The sequence below is a fragment of the Catalinimonas alkaloidigena genome (assembly GCF_029504655.1).
Lineage (GTDB): Bacteria > Bacteroidota > Bacteroidia > Cytophagales > Cyclobacteriaceae > Catalinimonas > Catalinimonas alkaloidigena.
Map to the genome: position 1 here is coordinate 6,736,599 of NZ_JAQFIL010000001.1, position 25,279 is coordinate 6,761,877.

Below are 25,279 nucleotides of genomic sequence, written 5' to 3' on the forward strand. Positions count from 1 at the left end.
CTAAACTTCTTTTAGCGCACCAAGCTGCTCTTTTAAAGCCGCTATTTCGGCCAGATATTCATTTTCTTTTCTGGCCAGTTCTTCCTGAGTAGCCTGTAGCTCTTCCATATTTTGTCTCATCTCTTCTTCCTGCGCACGCATCTGCTCAGTGTTTTCCTGGCTTTGCCCAAGCAAAGATTTCATCTCTTCTGCTTTCTGAGCAGCTAAAATTTCTGACCCAATATGCTCCGCTGAAAGTTCTAAAAGTTGAATGATATCATCCGTAATCGTTTTAAAGAAAGCTAATTCAAAGACCCCTACTACGGTTTCATTAACCTTAAGAGGTACGAGAATCAGGAAGCGCGGTGTGGCTTTTCCCAAGCCAGAAGTGATATGGACATAAGACTCTGGAACTTCTTTCAATAAAATGGTTTCTTTTTCTAAAAAGGTTTGTCCTATCAAACCCTGACCATACGCTAGCTCCTTTTCCACATGCTTTTTCTTGTCATATGCATAGCAGCTTAATAGTTCTAGTGTTTTGGTCTGTGGTTTATGTACAAATAATGATCCCTGGTTTGCACCTACATACCTGACAAGATATTGTAATACGGCATCTGAAGCTTCACTCAGTGAGAGTTCTTTCTTTCTAAGAATATCATGTATTCCCGTAATACCCTGATTGATAAATTTTTCAAGCTTTTCTCTTTGATCTGCTTCACGCAATTTTTCTAACATGTGAAGCAATGCCTGCCCTAGTTTATCTGAGGTCTGTTTTTCGTCAATCTCCAGGGCTAAGTTCCCTTCTGCAATTTCTGTGGCAATGCTGATGTTACTATCTGCAAGTTTTAATTGTTTTTCAATCTGCACTCTACCCTCCATCATCGCTTTAGTTTTTTTTCCAAAATCATAAGCCCAGAAAGCGCACAAGCCAATAATCACCGCTGCCAAGCTTACATGAATGATAAAAGTACTGAGATCCATGAAAGCCAATTGCGTAAAATAGATTTCCTCCATACCTGCATACTGCAAGTAGGCAAAAGCTCCATGATGGACAACAATAAATAAAGTAGCGGGAATAAATATTTTCCAGTCCTGGTAAGTAATCAGCAAGATGACTCCGATGAAGGCAAAAAAATGCATCTCAAATAATCCATGCATCTGATAAATAAACTGAGCCATGAATACTGAAAAAGAAATGCCTGCCATGTAATGATGAAGCTTCCTTTCGGGAAGTAACCACAGAGGGACATAATATAATAACAAACTTAAAGGACCTATGCTCAGGGCTATAAACCAGGTATCATAAACCGGAGCTAAACCTAAACCCCATAGAAAATACAGGCCTAAAGCAATTTGTATAATATTATTTGACTGCTGATTTACTTCTTTGAAAGAATAATCTGCTGTTGAATGTAAACTTTTTTGTTCCCTCATTTTTAGAAAAAGAAAGATGTTAATTTCTTGTCAGAAGGCAGTGAGCATCCATAACTTATACTTGCCAATTCTACAAACTGAGGCAGGGATTGCTTATTCACTAATGCTTCAAGCGCCAACTCTGCAAAGCGAGTATCTCTGCTTGTACAATACCTTGCTTTATTATAATTGCCTCTGTAATAAATCGTCCCACTACCATTTAAGATTAATGCCTGGGGAGTAGCATAGACACCATAAGCATCGGCAATCTTCCCAGAATCGTCACGAATTACCGGAACCTCAAACTCAGATTCCACCTCCCTTTGAGATTTATCTGACTGGTGTAAGATTACATAGAAGTCAACTGAGTCTTGATGCTGGCTTACCATCTCTTTAAACTGTGTCAGATTAAAGCGAGAACAAGGGCAGTCAGGATTATAGAAATGCAGAAAGACTGGTTTTCTATTTTCATTGAAGTTAAGCTGACTTAGATTAATTGTAGGCTTGGAACCTAAAGCAACTTCCTGATAATTGGCAGGTTTGGGTGTAGGTAATAAGTAAACTGCCTGTTCCTTCCAAAAGACATATACGATGATGGAAACGATACCTGTTAAAAATAGTAAAGTGAAATTTGTTCTTACTTTTGAATCTTTCATGATAGTAAAATTTACGTAAATATATTATTATAGTTTTATTTTTTAATAAAAAAGTACAATTATTACATAGTACGTAAATCACCTATTAATTGGATTTTGTTTTCAAAAAAATTACGCATTTAGAAGATTTTTCTTTTTTATCATGTTTTAAAGCTTTTAACTAAAGGTATAGAAATAGGCAAGTACCACTTGTCTAACTTCAGCAATGGCGATAAACTTATCCATAAAGTGAGCGTTACATTATAAAAGTACTTTTTGCAAGCAGCTTATCACATCGTCTAGATTTTACTTTCATTTAAACTATTTACATGATTTTTTCCAGAGGAGTCTGGTACATGATCGTCTCCGTATTCTTCTTTTCCTGTATGGGGCTTATGGTCAAGCTTGTACCCCATATTCCTTCCACACAGGTAGTCTTCTTCCGCTCTATCATTTCTCTGGTGCTCAGCTTTCTGATGCTCAAGCGACAAAATGTTTCCGTTTGGGGAAATAACAGGAAATATTTACTGCTTAGGGGAATGAGCGGAGCGGTAGCGCTTATCCTGTTTTATGAAACCTTACAGCATATTCCGCTGGCTAGTGCGGTTACTATTGGTTTCCTGGCTCCTATCTTCACCACTTTGCTGGGAGTATTTATTATCCGGGAAGGAGTGTATCCTTTGCAGTGGCTGTTCTTTCTTGCAGCTTTTGGAGGAGTGGTTATGGTACAGGGTTTTGACAATAGAATCACTCCGTTTTACTTTATTATTGGGATTATTGCTACTTTTTTCTCCGGGCTTGCCCAAAACTTCATAAGGAAACTAAACACCAATGAGCATCCGCTGGTAATTATTTTCTACTTTCCTTTAATTACCACACCTATCACTGGCATCTACTCCCTTTTCCACTGGGAGTCCCCTCAGGCCTGGGATTGGGCTATCCTCATCGCTATTGGACTGTTCACACAGTTTGCGCAGTTTTTTATGACAAAATCTATCCAATTAGAAGAGCTTTCAAAGGTGAGTATCATCCGTTACCTGGGAATAATCTATGCCCTCGCCTTTGGATATATCTTTTTTGATGAAACTTATAACATATATGCATATGGAGGAATGGCTGTAGCTGTGCTGGGAGTAATTCTGAATCTATGGTATAAGCAAAATAAGCTAAAAAAGTCAGTCATAGCTGAAAGGCTGGCTAAAGCAAAACAGTAGAATTAGTCTTAGCGGATGTTTGCTTTACGGAGAAGGTCAGTCAGAGAGAAGGGGGTATTTTAACAAGCTTAATATTTTGATTCCAGCCTGTATTCATCCAAGCTTCTGGAGATAAGCCACAGACACTTTTCAGGAATTGGTAAAAACCATACGATTTGTTGAACACCAAATTCAGCAGCTTCTGTGTTTTTTTATGGTAGGAACTAAGCGGATTTTCAAACGCTCAAATCTGCATTTACATTGATTTCTGTGACTTACGATTTCTTAAAACAGCCTTGCCATAAATAGCAGTACCTGCTGAGGAATTATTCTTTTTTCCCAGATGCAGCCCAGCCTGGCTGGCACCCACTTGGTAAGAAAAATTTCTTAAGCTTTAATAAAGATATTTAAATATTGCAGAGGCTATGGGTGCTGGTAGTTCGCTACTGCCTGTAATATGTTCTACAGATTTACTCTTCGTCCAATGCTTCCTTATAGCCTTTATATTAGGTAGGCACATCATCCTTTTCCTCATAAATAAACTGAGTAGGGATTTATGTTTCAGCTTTTTAGGTGCGGTAAGCGTTTTTTCTATTGCTATTTGATTTCCTCGTAATCCACATATTCACCACCTTTGAAGTTGCGGGGACCTTTACCATTTTTCTTATCCTCTTCAGGAATGTAGTCAATGTTTACATTGCCATCAGAGGGTTGCTTATACTTGCGTGATTTAGGTCCATAACTTGCATTATAACCATTCTGATGCTGACGATTAAAATTTTTTGCCTGCTGCTTCGCACCAGACACAGTACGCATCACTTTAAAGAAAAAATTTACAACCCTAAAGATTAAGTATAGAAAGAAAAAGAATACTAAGATTTTCAATAACATAACTACGAGCGTTTTACCTCACAATATACTACATTTTAAACTTACTTACTGTAGTATTAGTTTCGCAGGATCGTCTGATAAAAGACTTTCTAATATTGTAGACTGATAAAGACGCGAAATATGCTAAACCATTTTTCCAGTATAGCTTTCCGCGTCTTCAATTGATGTATAAATTTTGCTATCTACTGCCTTATCTGCTCAAGTATAGATTTCTCTCACTGTAAATCTTCAGGAAGTAGTCATCCATCAAGTCATCAATAAAGTAGATGGCTTCTCCGGTAGACTTCATTTCAGGTCCCAGTTCCTTGTTTACATTTGGAAATTTATTGAAAGAGAAAACCGGCTCTTTAATAGCATAGCCCTTTTTCACAGGATTGAAAGTGAAGTCTTTTACCTTATTCTCTCCCAGCATAAGCTTGGTAGCATAATTAACATAAGGCTCCTGGTATGCTTTACAAATAAAAGGAACCGTACGTGAGGCACGCGGGTTAGCTTCTATTACATACACTTGATCATCTTTGATTACAAACTGAATATTGATCAGCCCTACAGTTCCCAAAGCCAAGGCCAGCTTCTTGGTATATACTTCTATCTGCCGCACAATCAAGTCACCCAAATTATACGGTGGTAATACAGCATATGAATCTCCAGAGTGGATACCGGCCGGCTCAATGTGCTGCATGATACCAATGATGTATGCTTCTTCTCCGTCACAGATGGCATCGGCTTCAGCCTCAATAGCGCCTTCCAGAAAGTGATCCAAAAGAATCTGATTACCGGGCATGTCTTTGAGAATTTCTACCACATGCTCTTCCAGTTCTTTTTCATTGATTACAATCTTCATGCTCTGTCCACCCAATACGTAAGAAGGACGAACCAGAAGAGGGAAGCCAATATCTTTGGATAGCTCAAGAGCAGATTCAGCATCAGTGATGGTACCAAAGCGGGGATAAGGAATATCATTTTCTTTGAGCAGTTTTGAAAAACGTCCTCTATCTTCGGCCAGGTCCAGCGCTTCAAAGCTAGTTCCTAAGATTTTGATACCATAGCGCTCCAGTTTTTCTGCTAATTTGAGTGCAGTTTGCCCTCCAAGCTGTACGATCACCCCCTCAGGCTTTTCATGTTGAATAATGTCATAGATGTGCTCCCAGAAAACCGGCTCAAAATACAGCTTATCCGCGACATCAAAGTCAGTTGAGACAGTTTCAGGATTACAATTGATCATGATCGTTTCGTAGCCACATTCTTTGGCAGCTAACACACCATGCACACAACTATAGTCAAATTCTATTCCTTGTCCTATGCGATTTGGTCCGGAACCAAGTACCACAATTTTCTTGCGATCAGAAGATATGGACTCGTTTTCTTCCTGGAAAGTTGAGTAGTAGTAAGGCGTGTTAGCTTCAAACTCTGCCGCGCAGGTATCTACCAATTTATAAACGCGCTTGATGCCCATCTCTTTACGCTTCTCATGCACTTCACTCTCCAGGCAGCGCAGCAGGTGAGCGATTTGGCGATCAGCATACCCTTTCTGCTTGGCAGTCATCATGAGGGCTTTGGGCAAAGTATCCAGCTTATACTGCTCTATTTCTTTCTCCAGTTCTATCAACTCCTCTATCTGTACCAAGAACCATTTGTCAATTTTGGTAAGCTTCTGAATTGTAGAAAAAGAAATACCTAGCTTAAACGCATCGTAAATTCTAAACAGGCGGTCTCCGGTAGGATGCTCCAGTTTTTCCAGGATAACTTTCTGATTAGTTTCTTCTTTTCCATCCGCTCCCAGACCATTGCGTTTGATTTCCAGTGACTGACAGGCCTTCTGAAGGGCTTCCTGAAAGGTTCGCCCAATGCCCATCACTTCACCTACGGCTTTCATCTGCAAACCAAGGCGATGATCTGCCCCAACGAATTTCTCGAAGTTCCAGCGTGGGATTTTTACAATGGTGTAGTCAATGGCCGGTTCAAAGAAGGCTGAGGTGTTTCCGGTAATCTGATTTTTCAGTTCATCCAGGTTATAACCGATTGCCAGCTTGGCCGCTATCTTTGCTATAGGATAACCGGTAGCTTTCGAGGCCAATGCAGAGGAGCGAGAAACACGAGGGTTAATTTCAATCCCTACGATGGAGTCATCTTCAGGGTTAACGGCAAACTGTACGTTACAGCCCCCGGCAAACTGGCCTATACCATTAATCATTTTTTTAGCCAGATCGCGCATTTCCTGATACACGGTGTCGGGAAGTGTCATGGCTGGAGCCACGGTGATAGAATCTCCGGTATGTACGCCCATCGGGTCAAAGTTCTCAATAGAACATACAATAATGATGTTACCAATGTTATCACGTATCAGCTCCACCTCATATTCTTTCCAACCTAATATGCTTTGCTCTATCAGTACTTCGTGAATAGGAGAAGCATGTAGCCCCTGCGTTAGGGCCTTTTCAAAATCCTCTGCTTTTTCTACGAAGCCTCCTCCGTAACCTCCCAATGTATAAGAAGGGCGAATAACCAGAGGAAAACCAATGCGCTGCGCGATCTCTTTGCCCTGTAAAAATGAAGTCGCTGTGTTACCTTCACATACATTGACATCCAGCTCCTGCATTTTGAGGCGAAATTTTTCTCTGTCCTCAGTAGTCTCTATCGCATTGATATCCACACCGATCAGGCGAGTGTTATACTTTTTCCAGATCCCTGCTTTTTCGCAGTCAATAGCCAGATTGAGAGCAGTTTGTCCCCCCATAGTTGGGAGTACCGCATCTATCTTATGCTTCTCGAGGATCTCAATGATGTATTTTTTCTCCAGTGGCCTCAGGTATATATTATCAGCTGTCACAGGATCCGTCATGATGGTTGCAGGATTAGAGTTAATTAGCGTAACTTCAATTCCTTCTTCTCTCAATGAACGAGCTGCTTGTGAGCCAGAATAATCAAACTCGCAGGCCTGACCGATAATGATAGGTCCACTTCCGATGATAAGTACTGATTTGATACTATGATCTCTTGGCATGGATAGGTATTTTGTAAGTTGTGTTTATAAATTCAAATTAACAGTAATCACAATTTTCACTCAAATATGCATAAGGTGAAAGATTGTACCTCAGAGCTTAAGCCAAAGTTGGCTGCGAATTTAGTAGATAAAAGTCGGTAAATAAATGAAAGGGCTTATAAAACGTGCTTTAAACCTTAATTAATGAAATATCAAAGTGGCTTTATCCATTTTTCCTTTGTATGTTCGCCATAATTTTCGCCTTCTCACCAAATTTAATTTTACGTTTTACACCAACACTTCGCTTGGATGAATAAATTTTACCCTGCTGCCATATTTTTTATTTTTTCTTGCTGTTTTTCTGCTTTTGGGCAGAAAAATATTGAACTTCCTCAGCTAAAAATCAAAAAAACAAATGAAGCTATCCAGTTGGATGGTGTAATGAATGAGGATGTATGGCAGAAAGCAGATGTTGCTAAAGACTTCTGGCAAAATTTTCCAATGGATACTTCGCTGGCAATCGCACAGTCAGAGGTTCGCATGACCTACGATGATCAGTTTATTTACATCTTTGCTAAGTGCTATAGTACTTCTGAAGCGGGTGATCATTACTATGTGACACCTTCCTTGCGACGTGACTTCAGGGGGGCAGGTAATGATATGATCACCTTTAACTTTGATACTTTTCAGGGTCAGACCAATGCTTTTTCGTTCGGGCTCAACCCTTATGGGGTCCAAAGAGAAGGACTGATTGCTAATGGAGGCTCTTTACAGGAAGACTTTGACCTATCCTGGGATAATAAGTGGTACTCAGCTGCCCAGATTTTTGATGAATATTGGACTGCGGAGGTAGCCATACCGTTCAAAACCCTGCGCTTCAAAGAAAGAAGTACCGAGTGGCTCATGAATTTTTACCGCCTGGATAGCCATACTAACGAACGCGCGGTCTGGAGTCATATTCCGCGTAATTTTCGACTTTACTCTCTTGCCCATTCGGGAAAGCTGTTGTGGGATGAACCCTTAAAGAAACCGGGCGCTAACATTTCACTTATCCCCTATATAGCCGGGGGTATCCATCGTAAGCACCAGGAGGGTACGCCGACAGAAAAAAATCTGAATGTGGGGGGTGATGCCAAGATTGCTGTGACTTCTTCCCTTAACCTTGACCTGACCATTAACCCTGATTTTTCTCAGGTAGAAGTGGATGAGCAGGTAACCAATCTGGATCGTTTTGAGATCTTCTTCCCGGAAAAGCGGCAGTTCTTTCTGGAAAATGCTGATCTCTTCGCCAACTTCGGCATGGAAAACGCCCGCCCCTTCTTTTCTCGTCGTATCGGCGTCGCCATTGATTCCACCACCGGGCAGAATGTACAAAACCCGATTCGTTTTGGCGCTCGCCTGAGTGGAAGTATCAATCGCAACTGGAGAGTAGGCCTGATGAATATGCAAACCGGGGAAGATGAGACTATCAATCTGCCCAGTCTCAATTATACTGTTGGCGCAGTACAGAGAAGAATGTTCAAGCGTTCTAACTTATCATTCATCGCAATCAATAAACAGTCTCTTACAGATACGTTAACTGATGACTTTACCTTACAGTCTGGTATGTACAACCGTCTCTTTGGGATAGATTATAACATGGCTTCTGCTGATAATAGCTGGAATGGAAAGTTTTATTACCATCGCTCTGTTGATCCGGAAAACCCTGCAAACACCTATGCGCACGGAGCAAATCTGATTTATAGTACTCTGCGCTGGGACATCAGTTGGTTGCACCAGATGATTGGTGAAAATTTTAATGCTGAGGTTGGATTTGTACCTCGTACCGGCTTTAATCGTGTTATGCCTTCAGTAGCATATCGTTTCTTTCCCAAATCCAAAAGGCTGGTGAGTCATGGGCCGGGAATGGAATATCAGTACTGGTGGAATCAGGCATTAGGTATGACTGATTCTAACTTACGTTTTTTCTATGAGTTTATTTTCTCAAATACCAGCGAACTCACTGCATCTTACCTGAATGACTATGTCTACCTTTTTGCTCCTTTTGCCCCCAGCCGAAAAGGCATTCCTTTTCTTACAGGTGAGGACTTTAGAATGAACAGTATAGACATAACCTATTTATCAGACCGGCGCAAAAACTTTTTCTATGACCTGAATACCATCCAAGGGCAGTATTATGATGGCATACTCAATTATTTTAAAGGCACATTTAGCTATCGTGCCCAGCCTTATGGACTTTTTTCGCTGGATATGACTTATAGCCGCATCAAACTGGATGACCCTTATACCAGTGGTAACCTGTTTCTAATCGGTCCCCGCCTGGATCTTACTTTTACCAAAAGTGTTTTCTTCACCACCTTTATTCAGTACAATAGCCAGTTTGATAATATTAATGTCAACAGTCGCTTCCAGTGGCGTTTCAAGCCGGTATCAGATCTCTTTATCGTTTATACTGATAACTACGTGTATGATATCTATGACCGTGTTAACAATTTTGATGTAAAAAACCGGGCACTGGTTGTAAAGCTTACTTACTGGCTAAATATCTGATCATAAGCGAGGTTCCCGCATTGCCATAAATGAAAACAGCTTGCCGGACAGTACTTTGATATCTTCTTCCTTATGCAATGCATTTAGCACTACCCTGGTCACCGGCTCACTGTTTGGCTTAGGGTAAGGAAAACTGGAAAGCACACAGCTCTCTTCTACTGCTTTGCTGAGTTCGTTATGAGGCGTATAGAATACCGGGTAGGTACCAAAGTATTTAAACAGCCCGCTGCCTTTGACCTCCTGCTGAAACTGCTTTACCCTTTCTTTCAAGCTTGTTCTCGCTTCCTGATAAAGGGGTTGGGCCCTAAGAAAAGCATGCAGATAGGCAGGAGGAATAGGTGAGGCTGCCGTGAAAAATGGACTCTTTCTGAGTTGATTGACCAAATCTTTTGAACCGGCCACTGTGCCGCCGGGAATCCCCAAGGCTTTGCCGATAGAACCAACAATGGTAAGTTGGACATGCTTTGGAAGATAAGGCTTTACTTCTTTGATAATCCCTTCTCCTTTTGCGCCTACAACACCCAGCCCGTGTGAATCATCAATAATCACATGAATTTTCTTATCTGCAGGAAGGTCGGCCAGCCAGTTGAATTTATATTTTTCAGCAAAGAGCGGGTCTAATGAATTACAAACGATAATTACCTCTTTACTCGAAATAGCAGCAAACTGGGCGGGTAAAGATAAAACCCAGGAGGGAAAATTTCCCGGCCATACCTCCTGATCTGCCTGCCATACTGCCGGATGCGTTTTTGGCGCAAAAATATAGTAGGCATCTCTGGGCAAAGCATTCATCAACGCCTGCCCTGCCTGATAGCCGGAAGAAAAAGTGAGCACCGCCTCCAGACCTAAAAAACCTGAAAGGAAATGTTCCGCTTCCTCATAAATCGCTAATTGTAGATTAGAGGAGCGTGAACTGGAATAATTCCCTCCATAAGTCCTGATTCCTTCTATTAAAAGTTGTTGATACGCAGGCTGATGATTGATGCCCAGATAAGAGGTTCCACTAAAGTATAGCTTCTCCTGTCCATCTATTTTAACCGTCCGTCCGGGAAGTGCATGGGTGTTCATAATTGTTGATAATGCTAAAACCTGTCAGATGAAACCTTACTACAGTTCATGTAATTGATTGGAAGCAATAAGCTTTGCCCCTGTACCATTTTCCTGCGCGAAATCTGCGCCATCAGCTTTCACCTTTACCCCTGTAGCTATATCTTCGGACAGTAAGAGCGCTCCATCCATATCCACGTAATCCAGAAGTGGAGATAAATGCGCTATGGCTGAGATGCCTACGGTAGATTCTGTCATGCAGCCTACCATCACTTTCATGTTCAGTTGACGGGCTTCTGCAATCATCCTGAGGGCAGGGGTCAAACCTCCGCACTTGGTAAGTTTGATATTGATGCCATGAAAATGATTATGGCACTTTGCTACATCCGTTTCCTTGATACAGCTTTCGTCAGCAATAAGTGGCAGAGCCGAGTTTTTGAACACTTCTTTCATGCCGTCCATATCCTCAGCATGCATAGGTTGTTCTATAAATTCCACGCCGAGTTTTTTCAGCTCTACCGAATTATTGATGGTTTCTTCCACACCCCAGGCACAATTAGCATCTACACGAAATATGGCGTTGGTATGCTTGCGCAGCTCTCGTACAATCGCCAGGTCTTCCTCTGTGCCCAACTTAATTTTATAAAGCGGCCAGGGCATAGCTTTCATCTTCTGCACCATTTTTTCAATACTATCTATCCCGATGGTATAGTTGGAAGCTGGTGCCTTCTTGGGGTCAAGCCCCCAAATCTGGTATAGGGGCTTACCTAATTTTTTGCCATACAGGTCATGGGCAGCCATGTCCAAAGCACAGAGGGTAAAAGAACTTTTTTGTAGATGTGGAAAAAGATGCTCCCAAAAAGATTCTGGTTTGCCCGCATGCGCGCTCTCCTGATGGATATCGCTAATCTTAAAATTTTCAATCATCTCTTTCAGCCCCTCTATCTCTTCCTGCATTTTTTCTACCGTAAAGCCATAATAAGGGTTAGCAGTCGTTTCACCCAAACCACTTACTACTTCCCCCTCAGCATTTTTATCTTCCAGTTCAACAATTAAGGTCTCCTGAGAATCTCTCGTCTCCCTTGATATTTTAAATGTATCTTTAATCTTAAGTTCAAAAGCGTGCAGTATAACTTTCATCTCCTCTGAATTTAATCTTTACTACTTGATTTGTGTATCCCAAAAATATATTCTCCTAGCCTCAACTAAGATTCCGTACTAACGCAAATTTATATAAAAATAATTCTATTTTTAGGCTACTGGCTTTTCCAGTAACGTTAATTTCTTTTCACTGGCATCCAGCCGTGCATTGATACCAAAAGGAAGTGTCATGTTTTGTTTGATATGTCCGAAAGAAAGTCCGTAGATCACCGGAATATTCAATCCAGCAAGTCGATCTTGCAGTACCTGCGCCAAAGAAAGAGAGTCATCTTCATCTTCTGCTTCGCAAGCATTGAAAACACCCAGTACAATGCCGGCAGCAGCTGGTAATTTATTCTTATCCAGCAACAGCTGGGTTAACATGCGGTCTATCCGGTAGGGAGCTTCCCCTACTTCTTCTATAAATACTAGCTTTTCCTGCATATCCAGGTCATACTGCGTGCCGGCCAGCATACTCATTAAGGATAGGTTTCCTCCTATTAGTTCGCCCTCTGCCTGACCGGGTGTAAGAGTAATCATCTGTGTGGGGGATGCCATTTCTACCTCTAACTCACCTTCTTCCACGTCCAAACCTAGCACAGGTTTTATTTCCTGATTGTCGTACACCAGCTGGTTTTGGGGCTCCATAAGCACTTTTTTAAAGTAGCTGGTGGTTATTTCATTATAATCAGAGGTACCCATAGGACCATGATAACACACCAGGCCCGCTTGACCATAGAAGCCATACAAGAGCGCAGTGATATCACTGAAGCCAATGAAAGGCTTGGGATTGTTCCTGATCATATCAAAATCCAGATAAGGAAGTATGCGCCCACTGCCGTAGCCCCCTCTCCCGCACATGATTCCATCAATCTCTTCATCGGCAAACATCTGGTTGATGTCTTCAGCCCTTTGTTTATCCGTACCTCCCAGATAACCTTTTCTTACCAGCATATTAGGCGAATAGCGTACCTTAAACCCTAAATTTTCCAACGCAGTAACTGCATTACGTAATTGCTCTTCGGTCAGGTAGGTAGCAGGGGTCAACAAGCCGATAGTATCACCTGGCTGAAGGCGCTCTGGAATGATTTTTTCTGCCATAGCATGCAAATGTCCATCAGACTTTGTGGGTTTCAGACCTAAAAAAGGCAGAGCGGAAGCTGAAGCAGAGAGGTTAGAAATAAACTTTCTTCTGTGCATGGGATTATACTTTTTGAAGACCGCAAGTTAAGGTTTTTAAGATAAAGCTACTGGCAGCCCAGCTCTTTTACGCAAAATGATGGTCAGTACAAAATAAACTCTTAGCTTTGCGGAAAATTTCATTGACCAATACTAAACGTAAACACGATATGGCAGGAAAAAAAACATTCACCATGATTAAGCCCGATGCGATGGAAGCGGGCCATGCCGGAGCAATCATTAAAATGATACAGGAAGCGGGCTTTCGGATTTCGGCCATGAAAATGACGAAGCTGACTGAAGAAACCGCCGGACAATTCTACGCAGTACACAAAGAACGCCCTTTTTACAAAGACCTTACTACTTATATGTCTTCCGGGCCCATCATCGCCATGATTTTGGAAAAAGACAATGCGGTGGAAGACTTTCGTAAACTGATCGGTGCTACTAATCCCGCTGACGCAGCGGAAGGAACCATCCGTAAATTATTTGCAAAGTCTATTGAAGCCAATGCCGTGCATGGTTCTGATGCGGATGAGACCGCCGCTAATGAAGGTAACTTCTTCTTTGCAGGGACAGAACGCTTCTAGTTTTACTCCGAAGAAATACTGAAAAGAAATTTAAATAAGGAAGGCATATAAATGTCTTCCTTTTTTTATTGCTGTGCTACTTTGGAGGACTTCTTTTTAAAAAATACTCTTCTGATCCATTTAGGAAGAAAAATTGCTCCCAGAATCAGGTAGGGATAGTAAGAAAGCATTCTCCAAAGAATGTTGGTTACAAAAGTATAATCCCCCAAAAACTCGGTAAAAAACTGCGTAAAAAAGAACTCAGCTGTACCACTACTACCCGGTGTAGGTGAGATGAGCATGGTGATCCACATCATCAGATGTCTGCAGAAGATCAGCAGGTGTTCCATGGGAGTAACATTGGTAAAAGCTGCGATCAGGCAGTTGAGCATGAGATAGCGTGCCGACCAAATTAAAAAAGTAGCGATTACGATTTTGGCCCAATAGCTAAACCTCTTACCTCGGAGTAGCTCTGAAGCTATAATGATTTCATCCCCATGCTTACTCGCCGCATGCCTCCAACGACGCAAAAAGCTTATGGAGCTCACTCTGAGCAACAGCCATTTAAAGCCTCTCGGCCTTATAAATATGGCATAGAACATAAAAAATGTATAGACTGTGATGAGCACATAGCTGATCAGAAAAAGAACCTGCAGGCTATTCCCCAGCTTCACTTCCATCTCGCTGGCATCAGGAAAAAGCTCCTGGGCAGTAAAGAGCAAGGCCAGAGGGGCCACCAGCACAAAGAAGAGGTTATCCAGAATAGCTGTCAGCATGACATAGGCTAGGGACTTTCCCAGGCTTATGCCTTCTTTTACCAAAATAAACACGACTACTGAAGTTCCTCCTACAATAGAAGGCGTCACTGCTGAGGCAAATTCCCAAAAAATAATGACATAAATACTGCTGCCCCAGGAAAGTTCGTCATTCGTAAGGGTCTTGATACGGTATACATAACCGGCATCCCGGGCAAAAATAACCAGAAGAGCTAGTACTATAGGAAGCATAGAAGCTTCAAAAATAAGGTTTAGCTTGTCTGCTGTAAGGTCGGGATCGCTGTAAAACATATAAAATACGATACCCAGACCTATAGCCACAGGTATCCATATCTTATTAGGATTAAGCGTTTTAAATATTTTTTTGGAATTAATATCCATTAGTCAACACGTACATCTTCGTCTTCCTTCTTTAATACCCAGAAGTTGTTAAAGCCTTCGCCAATTTGTAGGGTTACTTCATTCAGTTGAAGCAATTCCAGGATCGCAAGAAAATTAAAAATGACGGCTATCTTATTCGGATCGTCACTGATGATATCCTGAAATGATACCCTTTTACGATTCTGAAGATTGCTAAGTATATAACCTTTTTGTCCGGAAATGGTGTATGGATATTGTACTACCTGATGAGGTTTTTCGCGTTGTTTAAGCTCAAACCGCTGAGTAACACGTTCAAACACCTTTAATAGCTTATATAAGGTTACATCCTGAAGCTCAGCCTCTACATTATTAGTTTCTGCAAGTTTCTTAATTTCCTGAACAAGATTTCCGCGTTCATGTTTTAAAGCGCGTTCTTCTTCCATCTCAGCCAGTTCCTTGATAACTGATTTATACCTCTTATATTCAAGCAGATGTTTTACTAATTCCTCACGCGGATCAACTTCTTCTCCTTCTTCATTAAGCACAGGACGGGGTAGTAGCATCTTGGCTTTAATACGCATAAGTGTAGCCGCCACCAGGATAAACTCACTGGCGACCTCAATATTCATAGCCTCTAAATGCCTTATGTAGCTGAGAAAATCATCCGTGATTTTAGATATTGGAATATCATGTATATCCAGCTCATCTCTCTCAATAAAGAAGAGAAGCAAGTCAAAGGGGCCTTCAAAGCGAGGAAGTTTAATCTCAAAACTCACGGGGTCTTTCTTTTATCTTATGAATCAGTAAATTTACTAGCATAAAATCTAAGCAAATTTATGACATTATTATGCAATAAATGTTCTCTTATGAAAAAAGATCGTTCCTTTGCACCTTATTTATGGTAAAAGGGTTTTAAAAAAGTAAAACATTCGTTGATTGTCATAGTTTCAAAAATACATTTAAGAAAAATTTCATCATGCTCATTAAGCCCGGTCCGATTCTAGCCCAGATTAATAGCCCTGCTGACGTTAAAGCCCTCAATCAAAACCAACTAGTCCAACTCTCTCAGGAACTAAGGCAATTCATCATTGACACCGTATCTGTATATGGCGGCCATTTTGGGGCTAGCCTTGGTGTGGTGGAGCTTACTATAGCACTACATCATGTATTTAATACTCCCTACGATCAACTGGTCTGGGATGTAGGGCATCAGGCCTATGGGCATAAAATTCTTACCGGCCGCCGTGACACCTTTCATACCAACCGTATTTATAATGGAATCTCCGGTTTCCCTAAACGTAGCGAAAGTGAATATGACGCTTTTGGTGTAGGGCATTCCTCAACTTCTATCTCAGCCGCATTGGGCATGGCGGTTGCATCCAATTATCAGGGACTAGAAGACAAGCAGCATATTGCAGTAATTGGTGATGGAGCCATGACCGGTGGAATTGCTTTTGAAGCCATGAATCATGCAGGTGTGGCCGATACAAATTTACTTATTGTCCTCAATGACAATTGTATGTCTATAGACCCTAATGTGGGCGCATTGAAGGACTATTTGACAGATATAACGACTTCCCAGACTTACAATAAGGTAAGAGATGATGTGTGGAAGATGCTGGGCAAGATCAGTAAGTTTGGCAAGAGTGCCCAGGAAGTTGCTTCCAAGGTAGAAACCAGTATTAAAGCTTTTCTGCTTAGGCAAAGTAACCTTTTTGAGTCGCTTAACCTTCGTTACTTTGGTCCGGTAGATGGCCATGATGTGGACCATCTGGTACATGTGATGAAAGATCTTAAGAAGATTCCCGGTCCCAAGATATTACACTGTGTAACCGTAAAAGGAAAAGGGTACTCATTAGCAGAAAAAGATCAGACCAAATGGCACGCCCCTGGTAAATTTGATAAGGTAACGGGTGAGATTCGCAAAAAAGTGTATGATGTTCCTCAGCCGCCTAAATATCAGCAGGTGTTCGGAGAAACAATTGTAGAGTTAGCCCAGCAAAACAAAAAAATTATGGGCATTACACCTGCGATGCCTTCCGGCTCATCTCTCAACATTATGATGAAGGTCATGCCTGACCGTGCTTTTGATGTGGGTATAGCTGAACAGCATGCGGTCACTTTTTCTGCCGGATTGGCTACTCAGGGTTTGACTCCCTTTTGTAATATCTACAGCACCTTTATGCAACGGGCGTATGATCAGGTCATTCACGACGTTTGCATACAGAAGTTACCAGTAATCTTTTGTCTTGATAGAGCTGGGGTAGCCGGAGCTGACGGTCCTACGCATCATGGGGCTTATGATCTTGCTTACATGCGCTGCCTACCCTATATGGTGGTATCTGCCCCCATGAATGAGGCGGAACTAAGAAACCTGATGTACACTGCTACTTTGTACAAAGATGGTCCCTTTACCATCCGCTATCCCCGTGGACAAGGAGTGATGCCTCAGTGGCAAACGCCAATGGAACAAATAGAAGTAGGCAAAGGAAGAAAAATACAGGATGGAGAAGAAGTAGCGATCCTTACTATCGGCCATATTGGAAATTATGCTATTGAAGCCTGCAAGCAACTTACTATAGATGAAATGCATCCCGCGCACTATGATATGCGTTTTGTCAAGCCATTAGACGAAGAAATGTTACACGAAGTATTTGGTCGCTATAAGAAAGTGATTACTGTAGAAGATGGCTGCCTGATGGGAGGTTTTGGCAGTGCAGTGCTGGAATTTATGGCTGAACACGGCTATTCAGCTCAGGTAAAAAGACTTGGTATACCCGATCATATCATTGAGCATGGAGAACAAATTGAGCTTCACCGTGAATGTGGTTATGATGCCGATAGCATCGCTAATGAGGTAAGGGCGTTACTAAATGTGGACACTTTAGTAAGTTAATTACTTGCAAATTAGATTGGTTATTGCACAAAAAAACCTCTCAGGATATTAACTTGAGAGGTTTTAATATTTTATACATCAGAGAAAGCTAACTGAATTTCATAATTAACCACAGTACCAGATAAAAAATTACCGGTGAGCCGAAGCCAATGACAGCAGCTATAGCGAACAATATTCTTATAATAGTGGCATCCCAACCAAAATGCTCTGCTATGCCTCCACACACACCGCCAATGATTTTGTTGGTATTAGATAAGCCTAGCTTTGCCATAATTATTACTGTATTTTAAGCAACTACTTCTTTCTTAAACTCTTCATATACAGAAGTAATGCCTTCACGTAAACTAATATTGTGTTTCCAGCCGTAGCTATGAAGTTTACTTACATCCATCAGTTTGCGGGGAGTACCATCAGGCTTAGAAGTATCAAAACGCAATTCTCCTTCAAAACCCACAATTTCCTTAATCAACAACGCCAGATCTTTGATCGCAATATCTTCGCCTGTACCGATATTAACGAGCTCAGGCTCATTATAATTATCCATCAGATAGACACAGGCTTCTGCAAGGTCATCTACATGTAAAAACTCTCTTTTGGGACTCCCAGTACCCCAGATTTCTACAAACTCAGCATTACTCTCTTTAGCCTCATGAAATTTACGAATTAATGCCGGTAATACATGAGAATTATTAAGATCATAATTATCATTCGGCCCATACAGATTGGTAGGCATGGTAGCAATAAAGTCGCAACCATATTGGAGGCGATAATTTTCACACATTTTGATACCTGCAATTTTAGCAATCGCATAAGGCTCATTGGTGTATTCTAAAGTTCCAGTGAGAAGGTAATCCTCTTTTAAGGGTTGAGGAGCCATTTTAGGATAAATACAAGAGGACCCTAAAAACTGCAGCTTTTTAACCCCATGCTCATAACTCTGATGAATGACGTTATTTTGTATCATCAGGTTTTCGTAAAGGAACTCGGCTCGGTAGGTATTATTAGCATGAATACCTCCTACTTTTGCCGCTGCCAGAAATACATAATCAGGTTTTTCTTCCGCAAAAAATTTAGCAACCGCCTGCTGATTTTTTAGATCTAACTCGCTGGATGTTTTCAGCACAAAATTGCTAAAGCCTTTCTTCTGTAAGTTGCGTAGAATAGCAGAACCGACCATACCTCTATGGCCGGCTATATAAATTTTAGCGTCTTTTTCCATAATTTTATTCGTGATAGTTGTACACCTTATGGCCCCCTTTCAACAAGAATTTATCTCTTTTGAATAAGGCTACATCAGACTGTACCATATCTTTCACCAGGCTTTCTAACGTAAATTCCAGCTTCCAGCCAAGTTGCTCACGCGCTTTGGTAGGATCGCCAATCAGCAAGTCAACCTCGGTAGGACGATAGTACTCAGGATCAACTTTGATCACTTCTTTGCCGATTTCCAACTGAAAATCAGGGTTAGAGCAACTAACGACTTTTCCCACTTCGTTTACTCCTTCGCCTTCAAAATCCAGCTCTATGCCTAGTTCTTTAAAAGACATACGCACAAAGTCACGAACTGTTGTGGTGATACCGGTAGCAATCACATAATCTTCGGCCTTTTCCTGCTGTAAAATGAGCCACATGGCCTTTACATAGTCTTTAGCATGTCCCCAGTCACGTTTGGCATCCATGTTGCCAAGGTAGCAAGCATCTTGAAGTCCTAATGCGATGCGGGCTGCCGCGCGGGTAATTTTACGTGTCACAAAAGTTTCACCCCGGATTGGAGATTCGTGATTGAACAGAATTCCGTTGACTGCAAACATGTTGTAAGCTTCACGATAATTAACTGTAATCCAGAAACCATACATTTTTGCCACGGCATACGGTGAGCGAGGATAAAAAGGTGTTTTCTCGCTTTGAGGAACTTCCTGCACCAGGCCATACAGTTCTGAGGTAGAGGCCTGATAAATTTTGGTTTTTTCCTGAAGACCCAGAATACGTACAGCCTCTAATATTCTTAAAGTGCCTAAACCGTCCACATTAGCAGTATATTCCGGCTCATCAAAGCTTACTTTGACATGAGACATGGCTCCCAGGTTGTAGATCTCATCCGGCTGTACTTCCTGCACAATACGAATGATATTGGTAGAATCTGTCAGGTCCCCATAATGAAGTTTAAATTTCAGATCTCTTTCGTGCGGATCCTGATAGAGATGGTCTATGCGATCGGTATTAAAAAGGGAGGTTCTACGCTTAATTCCGTGAACTTCATAACCTTTTTTTAGTAGAAACTCGGCTAAGTAGGCTCCGTCTTGTCCGGTAACTCCTGTGATTAACGCCTTTTTCATGATTAGCTGATTAGAAAATTAATGTTTTAAACGAATTCGTTATATCCTTTTTCTTTGATGTCACCTAAGAATTTTTTGACCATTTGCTCCTGGTCTTTCTGGCATATCATTAGCGCTTTACCATCATAGATAACGATATAGTTTTCCAAGCCCTGTACTACAGCCAAGTGGTCCTTCGGGACTTTGATAAATGATTCATGTGTATCATAAGCAAGCACTGTGCCTTGCAGGCTATTTCCACATACATCTTTTTCCTGCTGCGAATCTATTGACTTCCAAGTCCCCAGGTCAGTCCAGCCAAAATCCGCAGGAATCACATAAACATTATCTGCTTTTTCCAATATTCCATAGTCAATAGAGATGTTAATGCAGTTTTCGTAAGTTTCTTTAATAAAGCTTTCTTCTTTCTCAGAATAATAAATATTCGCTCCTTTTTCAAACAGTTTATTAACCTCAGGAAGATATTTTTCAAAACTTTTCATTATAGCACCAATACTCCAGACAAATATTCCAGAATTCCAGGCAAAATTTCCTGCCTTAAGAAACGCTTCAGCTGTAGCCAGGTCAGGTTTCTCTTTAAATGCAGCTACTTTGAAGACACCATCCTCTTCTCTTTCCTGATCATATTCTATATAGCCATAACCAGTATCCGGACGGGTTGGCGTAATACCGAAAGTAATCAAATCATCTCTTTGTCCGGCTACCTCTAAAGCTTTCAAAGCTACTTTTTTAAACTGATCCTGCTTCAGGATGAGGTGGTCGGCCGGCGATACTATCAGATTTGCTTCAGGATTTTTTTGGGCGATTTTATGCACCGCATATGCCACACAAGGTGCTGTATTACGCAGTTGAGGCTCTAACAGGATCTGATCATCTGTCATGCCCGGAAGCTGCTCTTTGATTAGACTGTAATAATCCTGATTGGAAATAATAAAAATATTTTCCTCTGGACAGACATCCAACAGACGATTATAAGAGAGTTGTAAAAGACTTTCTCCTACACCTAGTACATCATGAAATTGTTTGGGGAAGTGTTTACGACTTACTGGCCAAAGCCTCGTACCTACTCCGCCTGCCATGATGAGCGCAAAGTTATTTTTATTTTTTTGCACTTATTTAATATTTAATTTAATAATTCTATGCAAATATAGATAAATCTCCAAATAATCAAAATCTTACGCACATATTACATCGGGCTAATCGCAGAAAGTACCAAGAAGCTGCCGTTTCTTAGAGACTCTTTATTGTAAGTGAATGGTTCGGAGCCAGTTCCTTTTAGAACCTTTCCTCCTGCACACTCCACCACTACTTGTCCTGCGGCAGTATCCCATTCCATGGTGGGGCCATGCCTGTAATAAATATCCGCTTTGCCTTCAGCTACCATACAAAACTTTAATGAGCTTCCTTTAGAAATACTCTCAGTAACACCATATTTTTTGAGTAGCTCTTCTTCTTCACCTGATGCATGACTACTACTGCGCACTGCTACTAAATCTTCTGTTTTTTGATTCACTTTAACTGGAATAGGACTAGCTGGAAGTGTCTGTTTATAAGCTCCTTCATCAAGATCTACTGCGTATCCATCTTTTGCAGCCAGGTAGAGCTCTTCCGTAACGGGCGTGTAAATAACTCCTGCTACTGGTACCCCTTTATGAATCAAGGCTATATTTACTGTAAACTGTCCATTACGCTTGATAAATTCTTTGGTGCCATCTAATGGATCAACTAACCAAAAGTATTCCCAATCTTTACGGGTATCGTAGGTTATATCTTTACCTTCTTCAGAAATTATTGGAATTTCAGGATATTTGCTCTTCAGGCGCTCCATAATTACGATATGTGACGCTTTATCGGCAGTCGTTAGAGGAGAATCATCCGCCTTGAAATCTACAATCTGAGAAAAATCAGCATTATGGTAGATATTCAAAATTTCTTTGCCTGCTTCAATGGCAATTTCGCCTAGTATGCTAACATTAATCTTGTGCGACATAATGATTTAGAATCAGTGATATGTTGGTAAGTACATTTAAAGAAAAGCCAAAATCAGATGAGGGGATTACTGAAAGTAGTTTATTAAGTATGGTAAAAAATATATATTGCTGATATTCGGCACATGCAAATAAAGACAATTACAATCTAAAATCAATGGAAAGCAAAGCGAGAATCAGAATTGCGGTTAATGGTGGAGAGTTTGAGATTGAGGGCACTGAAGATTTTGTGAATTCTTATGCGGATACTATCAAAAGTTTTACCAAAATACTTAAAGAAGCTCCTTCCAGTGCTCAGTCTGAGCAGGAAGCTGCCGCAGGGAGACAGTTCAGTATATTTGAGTCTGCTGAACCAAAGCCCTCATCCGGTACACCTAATGGAAAACTGACAGCGGCTTCTTTTGGAGAGCTTTATTATAAAGCGCCGAAGAGCATCAGTAAGACTGATATTGTGCTACTAGCCAGCTACTATATTCAATCCAAAAATGACGAAGGGACTTTTACTACTCAAGAGGTAAACAAACTACTCCGTGAACATGGTATTGACCTTACCAATACCTCCCATTTTAACAAGCTGAATCAGGATTACAAAAAAGTTTTTAAAATGCGTCAGGGACGCTACAAGGTAAGTGAGGAAGGTGTAGACCACCTCAAAACAATTCTACGCTAAAGCTTTCCCAGGATTATTTCTGTTGCTTCTGCCAAATCTTCTACAATATACTGAGCTAGTGTCTCCTCTTTGCTGGGGCCGATTAGAATTGATGGAATGTCAAACTGCCTTGCCGGAATAATGTCTCTCTCTTTGTCACCTATCATCCATGACTTTCCAGGGTCAATACCGAAACGTGCTATCGCTTTTTCAAACATTAGCGTATCCGGTTTACGGGTAAGTGATTCCGTAACACTAGGATGATGAGGAGCATAATATACCGCATCAATCACATGATCAGTTTGCTCATGCATATACTGATGGCAGGCTCTCATATCTTCTCTGGTATAAATGTCTTTGGCTATACCGGACTGGTTGGTTACTACTACCAGCAGATAACCGGCTTTTTTCAGTTTCACCAAAGCTTGTGGCACTCCTGCTAAGATCTCAAAATGAGACAGGTCATAGGCATAATCTACCCGATCACGATTTATCACACCATCCCTGTCCAAAAATATGCATTTAGTCATGTGCTTATAAATATAAAGTCTGTTGCATATGAAAAAATCCGATTCTTCCGTTTCCAAAGAAATAACCAGACCCGAAATAACAAATATCCTTCAGTACTGACAAGCATCAATTTAATTTAAGCCTGTAAATGATTTTTACCATAGCCTAAACTTCTCTATTTTTGGAGCTTTTTAACCACCATCAGGATTCTAGACTGTGAGCACTTGCCTAGTTGTTATTCCCACTTATAACGAGAAAGAAAATATCAACCCTCTACTGGAAGATATTCTCAATCAATCAGTTCTCTTCGATGTGCTAATCGTCGATGATAATTCTCCAGACGGTACAGCTCAATTGGTAAAAGAGAAACAGCAGAAATATCCGGGAAGAATACATCTGATGGAACGTGAGAAAAAAAGTGGCCTGGGTCCTGCATACATAGCAGGGTTTAAATATGCACTACATGCCAATTATCTTTACATCTTTGAGATGGATGCTGACTTTTCGCACAACCCAAACGATTTGGTGAGGCTTTACGAAACATGTGCCCATGACGGGTACGATCTGGCAATAGGTTCACGCTATGTAAGTGGTGTAAATGTAGTTAACTGGCCTATGAGTAGGGTGCTCATCTCTTTTTTTGCCAGTATTTATATACAAATGGTGACGAGCATGCCTATTCGTGATGCCACTGCTGGTTTCAAATGTTATCATCGTAGTGTGCTGCAAACCATAGACCTAGATAGAATACGCTTCATAGGCTATGCCTTCCAGATAGAAATGAAGTTTACTGCCTGGATGTATGATTTTAAGATCAAAGAAGTTCCTATCATTTTTACCAATCGCACCAAGGGAGAATCTAAGATGTCAACTCGTATTTTTTGGGAGGCATTTACCGGAGTTATATATATTAAAATCCGCAGCTTCTTCCGCAAGTACAATCGATAGTCAATCGAAACGGATTGCTTTGATTGGGTTGATGCGCAAAATGATGATAGTAGGAATATTGAGCACCAGCACTACAATAGTAAAAGTAAGCAGATTGAGCCCCACAATCGCTAAGAGATCCCAGTGAATGGGTACATAGTCCATATAGTAATTCTCTGGATCTAAGGGAATAATCTTGAAAAAATATTGTAATAACCCAAAGCCAATTCCGATTAGGTTACCAATCATCATACCTCTCACAATGAGTAATATTCCATTGTAGCGAAATATTTTTCTGATCTGTCGGTTTCTCGCCCCCAGGGCTTTGAGAATGCCTATCATCTGGGTCCTTTCCATGATCAGTATAAGCAGGATACTAACAATATTAAAGCAGGCAACAAAGAGAATAAGGGAAAGAAAAATAATGACGTTATTGTTGATCAGGTCAAGCCATTCAAACATTTGCACATATTTGTCACCTACTTTTTCTATAAATAGATCATAGTCCAGGTCATTTTGTAGCCTGTTCTCCGCCTCTGCCATGGCATCATAATCCTTAAGATAAACTTCTATACCCCCTACCAGTGAATCCGACCATTGGTTGATCCGTCTCACTAATCCAATATCCCCAATGATCATCTGTTCGTCAAATTCTTCTATCCCAGTATTATAAATTCCCCGAACATGGAGTTTGCGCACCCGGTAGGGATCAATGAATAGCATCCTTACATCATCGCCTACATTTAGCTGAAGGGTATTTGCAATCTTGTTACTAATGAGCACCTCTGTAGAATAGCTATTCGGACTGTTATCGTTACTATCAGAAAAATGAATAAAAGAACCTTCCAGCAGGTTGTCTTTAAAACGCAAACTGTCAAAATTCGGGCCTATTCCTTTAATAAAAGCACCATATACTTCGTTGTCAGTTTGTAATAAGCCGGCAGTATGGCCAAATACCTGTACATGATCAATAAAGTCAAATTGTTCAGGGTTTTGGATGAGCGGATTATTAACAGATATGGGCTCTTCCTGTAATGAATTATCTAACGAATATTTGGTTACCTGTATATGTCCGTTGAAAGTAAAAATCTTGTTGGTAATTACTCTTTTGAACCCGCCGAGTATCAGAAAAGATACAAGCATAGTAGCCAGGCCCAGTGCAATGCTAGCTACTGCTATTTTATTAATAGTCGCTGAAAAAGATTTATTCTCAGCTTTATTAATTTTTTTTGATATAAAATAAGGGAGGTTCAAGGAA

22 protein-coding genes are annotated in these 25,279 nt (G+C 40.9%); 6 read left to right on the forward strand and 16 right to left on the reverse strand.

Annotation, left to right across the window (positions count from 1 at the left end; all coding sequences use genetic code 11):
* On the reverse strand, positions 1-1,413 hold the full coding sequence (locus OKW21_RS27220; protein WP_277485899.1) for a GAF domain-containing protein: 1,413 nt from the start codon (positions 1,411-1,413) through the stop codon (positions 1-3).
* Between the two features lie 2 nt (positions 1,414-1,415).
* Positions 1,416-2,048 (reverse strand): peroxiredoxin family protein, encoded by a 633-nt coding sequence (locus OKW21_RS27225; protein WP_277485901.1) that lies wholly within the window; start codon positions 2,046-2,048, stop codon positions 1,416-1,418.
* A gap of 308 nt (positions 2,049-2,356) precedes the next feature.
* Between OKW21_RS27225 and OKW21_RS27230 the strand changes: the two genes are divergently transcribed.
* Complete coding sequence (locus OKW21_RS27230; protein ID WP_277485903.1) at positions 2,357-3,241, forward strand: DMT family transporter; 885 nt, start codon at positions 2,357-2,359, stop codon at positions 3,239-3,241.
* Positions 3,242-3,817: 576 nt separating this feature from the next.
* Here OKW21_RS27230 and OKW21_RS27235 read toward each other — a convergent pair.
* Both OKW21_RS27235 and carB read right to left on the reverse strand, forming a co-directional pair.
* Positions 3,818-4,111, reverse strand: a complete 294-nt coding sequence (locus OKW21_RS27235; protein ID WP_277485906.1) for a DUF4834 family protein — start codon at positions 4,109-4,111, stop codon at positions 3,818-3,820.
* A gap of 190 nt (positions 4,112-4,301) precedes the next feature.
* Positions 4,302-7,115 carry a carbamoyl-phosphate synthase large subunit gene (gene carB, locus OKW21_RS27240; protein ID WP_277485909.1) on the reverse strand — a complete coding sequence of 938 codons (2,814 nt, stop codon included), beginning with the start codon at positions 7,113-7,115 and terminating at the stop codon, positions 4,302-4,304.
* A gap of 288 nt (positions 7,116-7,403) precedes the next feature.
* Between carB and OKW21_RS27245 the strand changes: the two genes are divergently transcribed.
* Positions 7,404-9,644, forward strand: coding sequence for a DUF5916 domain-containing protein (locus OKW21_RS27245; protein WP_277485911.1), 2,241 nt, complete (start codon positions 7,404-7,406; stop codon positions 9,642-9,644).
* Here OKW21_RS27245 and OKW21_RS27250 read toward each other — a convergent pair whose 3' ends face one another.
* The 3 genes from OKW21_RS27250 to OKW21_RS27260 all read right to left on the reverse strand — a co-directional run bounded on the left by OKW21_RS27250 (position 9,645) and on the right by OKW21_RS27260 (position 13,031).
* Positions 9,645-10,712 carry an aminotransferase class I/II-fold pyridoxal phosphate-dependent enzyme gene (locus tag OKW21_RS27250; protein ID WP_277485914.1) on the reverse strand — a complete coding sequence of 356 codons (1,068 nt, stop codon included), beginning with the start codon at positions 10,710-10,712 and terminating at the stop codon, positions 9,645-9,647.
* A 39-nt stretch (positions 10,713-10,751) separates the two neighbouring features.
* On the reverse strand, positions 10,752-11,831 hold the full coding sequence (locus OKW21_RS27255; protein WP_277485916.1) for a dipeptide epimerase: 1,080 nt from the start codon (positions 11,829-11,831) through the stop codon (positions 10,752-10,754).
* Positions 11,832-11,942: 111 nt separating this feature from the next.
* A complete protein-coding gene (locus OKW21_RS27260; RefSeq protein ID WP_277485918.1) occupies positions 11,943-13,031 on the reverse strand; it encodes a S66 peptidase family protein in 1,089 nt (362 codons plus the stop codon).
* A gap of 149 nt (positions 13,032-13,180) precedes the next feature.
* Here OKW21_RS27260 and OKW21_RS27265 point away from each other — a divergent pair, with 149 nt between their 5' ends.
* Complete coding sequence (locus OKW21_RS27265; RefSeq protein WP_277485919.1) at positions 13,181-13,600, forward strand: nucleoside-diphosphate kinase; 420 nt, start codon at positions 13,181-13,183, stop codon at positions 13,598-13,600.
* 65 nt (positions 13,601-13,665) lie between these two features.
* On the opposite strand, the gene OKW21_RS27270 is transcribed toward OKW21_RS27265, so the two are convergent.
* Together OKW21_RS27270 and OKW21_RS27275 are read right to left on the reverse strand one after the other, a co-directional pair.
* Positions 13,666-14,736: a lysylphosphatidylglycerol synthase transmembrane domain-containing protein gene (locus tag OKW21_RS27270; RefSeq protein WP_277485920.1), complete on the reverse strand. Its 1,071-nt coding sequence runs from the start codon at positions 14,734-14,736 to the stop codon at positions 13,666-13,668.
* Complete coding sequence (locus OKW21_RS27275; protein ID WP_277485921.1) at positions 14,736-15,491, reverse strand: segregation and condensation protein A; 756 nt, start codon at positions 15,489-15,491, stop codon at positions 14,736-14,738. The genes OKW21_RS27270 and OKW21_RS27275 overlap by 1 nt, the downstream gene beginning before the upstream one ends.
* Positions 15,492-15,691: 200 nt before the next feature.
* Between OKW21_RS27275 and dxs the strand changes: the two genes are divergently transcribed.
* Positions 15,692-17,611, forward strand: coding sequence for a 1-deoxy-D-xylulose-5-phosphate synthase (dxs, locus tag OKW21_RS27280; protein WP_277485922.1), 1,920 nt, complete (start codon positions 15,692-15,694; stop codon positions 17,609-17,611).
* A gap of 88 nt (positions 17,612-17,699) precedes the next feature.
* Here the strand turns inward: dxs and OKW21_RS27285 are convergent, their stop codons facing one another.
* From OKW21_RS27285 to cysQ, 5 genes are all read right to left on the reverse strand, one after another.
* The gene (locus OKW21_RS27285; protein WP_277485923.1) at positions 17,700-17,882 is read right to left on the reverse strand and encodes a PspC domain-containing protein; all 183 of its coding nucleotides are present in this window, start codon (positions 17,880-17,882) and stop codon (positions 17,700-17,702) included.
* A 15-nt stretch (positions 17,883-17,897) separates the two neighbouring features.
* On the reverse strand, positions 17,898-18,830 hold the full coding sequence (gene fcl / locus OKW21_RS27290) for a GDP-L-fucose synthase (RefSeq protein ID WP_277485924.1): 933 nt from the start codon (positions 18,828-18,830) through the stop codon (positions 17,898-17,900).
* A 4-nt stretch (positions 18,831-18,834) separates the two neighbouring features.
* Complete coding sequence (gene gmd / locus OKW21_RS27295) at positions 18,835-19,947, reverse strand: GDP-mannose 4,6-dehydratase (protein WP_277485925.1); 1,113 nt, start codon at positions 19,945-19,947, stop codon at positions 18,835-18,837.
* 26 nt (positions 19,948-19,973) lie between these two features.
* A complete protein-coding gene (locus OKW21_RS27300; RefSeq protein ID WP_338130092.1) occupies positions 19,974-21,059 on the reverse strand; it encodes a mannose-1-phosphate guanylyltransferase in 1,086 nt (361 codons plus the stop codon).
* A gap of 74 nt (positions 21,060-21,133) precedes the next feature.
* Positions 21,134-21,937: a 3'(2'),5'-bisphosphate nucleotidase CysQ gene (gene cysQ / locus OKW21_RS27305; RefSeq protein WP_277485926.1), complete on the reverse strand. Its 804-nt coding sequence runs from the start codon at positions 21,935-21,937 to the stop codon at positions 21,134-21,136.
* A gap of 155 nt (positions 21,938-22,092) precedes the next feature.
* Between cysQ and OKW21_RS27310 the strand changes: the two genes are divergently transcribed.
* The gene (locus OKW21_RS27310) at positions 22,093-22,605 is read left to right on the forward strand and encodes a hypothetical protein (protein WP_277485928.1); all 513 of its coding nucleotides are present in this window, start codon (positions 22,093-22,095) and stop codon (positions 22,603-22,605) included.
* On the opposite strand, the gene OKW21_RS27315 is transcribed toward OKW21_RS27310, so the two are convergent.
* On the reverse strand, positions 22,602-23,114 hold the full coding sequence (locus OKW21_RS27315; RefSeq protein WP_277485931.1) for a D-glycero-alpha-D-manno-heptose-1,7-bisphosphate 7-phosphatase: 513 nt from the start codon (positions 23,112-23,114) through the stop codon (positions 22,602-22,604). The two genes, OKW21_RS27310 and OKW21_RS27315, sit on opposite strands and share 4 nt — an antisense overlap.
* 196 nt (positions 23,115-23,310) lie before the next feature.
* Between OKW21_RS27315 and OKW21_RS27320 the strand changes: the two genes are divergently transcribed.
* Complete coding sequence (locus OKW21_RS27320; RefSeq protein WP_277485933.1) at positions 23,311-24,042, forward strand: polyprenol monophosphomannose synthase; 732 nt, start codon at positions 23,311-23,313, stop codon at positions 24,040-24,042.
* On the opposite strand, the gene OKW21_RS27325 is transcribed toward OKW21_RS27320, so the two are convergent.
* Positions 24,043-25,275 carry an ABC transporter permease gene (locus tag OKW21_RS27325; protein ID WP_277485939.1) on the reverse strand — a complete coding sequence of 411 codons (1,233 nt, stop codon included), beginning with the start codon at positions 25,273-25,275 and terminating at the stop codon, positions 24,043-24,045.
* Between the last annotated feature and the right edge of the window lie 4 nt (positions 25,276-25,279).

Bases quoted from the DNA above. Each gene is read 5' to 3' on its own strand.
- OKW21_RS27310 (WP_277485928.1), top strand. From the start codon at position 22,093: ATGGAAAGCAAAGCGAGAATCAGAATTGCGGTTAATGGTGGAGAGTTT.
- OKW21_RS27260 (WP_277485918.1), bottom strand. From the start codon at position 13,031: ATGCACAGAAGAAAGTTTATTTCTAACCTCTCTGCTTCAGCTTCCGCT.
- OKW21_RS27225 (WP_277485901.1), bottom strand. From the start codon at position 2,048: ATGAAAGATTCAAAAGTAAGAACAAATTTCACTTTACTATTTTTAACA.
- OKW21_RS27270 (WP_277485920.1), bottom strand. From the start codon at position 14,736: ATGGATATTAATTCCAAAAAAATATTTAAAACGCTTAATCCTAATAAG.
- OKW21_RS27220 (WP_277485899.1), bottom strand. From the start codon at position 1,413: ATGAGGGAACAAAAAAGTTTACATTCAACAGCAGATTATTCTTTCAAA.
- OKW21_RS27230 (WP_277485903.1), top strand. From the start codon at position 2,357: ATGATTTTTTCCAGAGGAGTCTGGTACATGATCGTCTCCGTATTCTTC.
- dxs (WP_277485922.1), top strand. From the start codon at position 15,692: ATGCTCATTAAGCCCGGTCCGATTCTAGCCCAGATTAATAGCCCTGCT.
- fcl (WP_277485924.1), bottom strand. From the start codon at position 18,830: ATGGAAAAAGACGCTAAAATTTATATAGCCGGCCATAGAGGTATGGTC.
- OKW21_RS27255 (WP_277485916.1), bottom strand. From the start codon at position 11,831: ATGAAAGTTATACTGCACGCTTTTGAACTTAAGATTAAAGATACATTT.
- OKW21_RS27265 (WP_277485919.1), top strand. From the start codon at position 13,181: ATGGCAGGAAAAAAAACATTCACCATGATTAAGCCCGATGCGATGGAA.
- OKW21_RS27315 (WP_277485931.1), bottom strand. From the start codon at position 23,114: ATGACTAAATGCATATTTTTGGACAGGGATGGTGTGATAAATCGTGAT.
- OKW21_RS27245 (WP_277485911.1), top strand. From the start codon at position 7,404: ATGAATAAATTTTACCCTGCTGCCATATTTTTTATTTTTTCTTGCTGT.
- OKW21_RS27250 (WP_277485914.1), bottom strand. From the start codon at position 10,712: ATGAACACCCATGCACTTCCCGGACGGACGGTTAAAATAGATGGACAG.
- OKW21_RS27285 (WP_277485923.1), bottom strand. From the start codon at position 17,882: ATGGCAAAGCTAGGCTTATCTAATACCAACAAAATCATTGGCGGTGTG.
- carB (WP_277485909.1), bottom strand. From the start codon at position 7,115: ATGCCAAGAGATCATAGTATCAAATCAGTACTTATCATCGGAAGTGGA.
- gmd (WP_277485925.1), bottom strand. From the start codon at position 19,947: ATGAAAAAGGCGTTAATCACAGGAGTTACCGGACAAGACGGAGCCTAC.
- OKW21_RS27235 (WP_277485906.1), bottom strand. From the start codon at position 4,111: ATGTTATTGAAAATCTTAGTATTCTTTTTCTTTCTATACTTAATCTTT.
- cysQ (WP_277485926.1), bottom strand. From the start codon at position 21,937: ATGTCGCACAAGATTAATGTTAGCATACTAGGCGAAATTGCCATTGAA.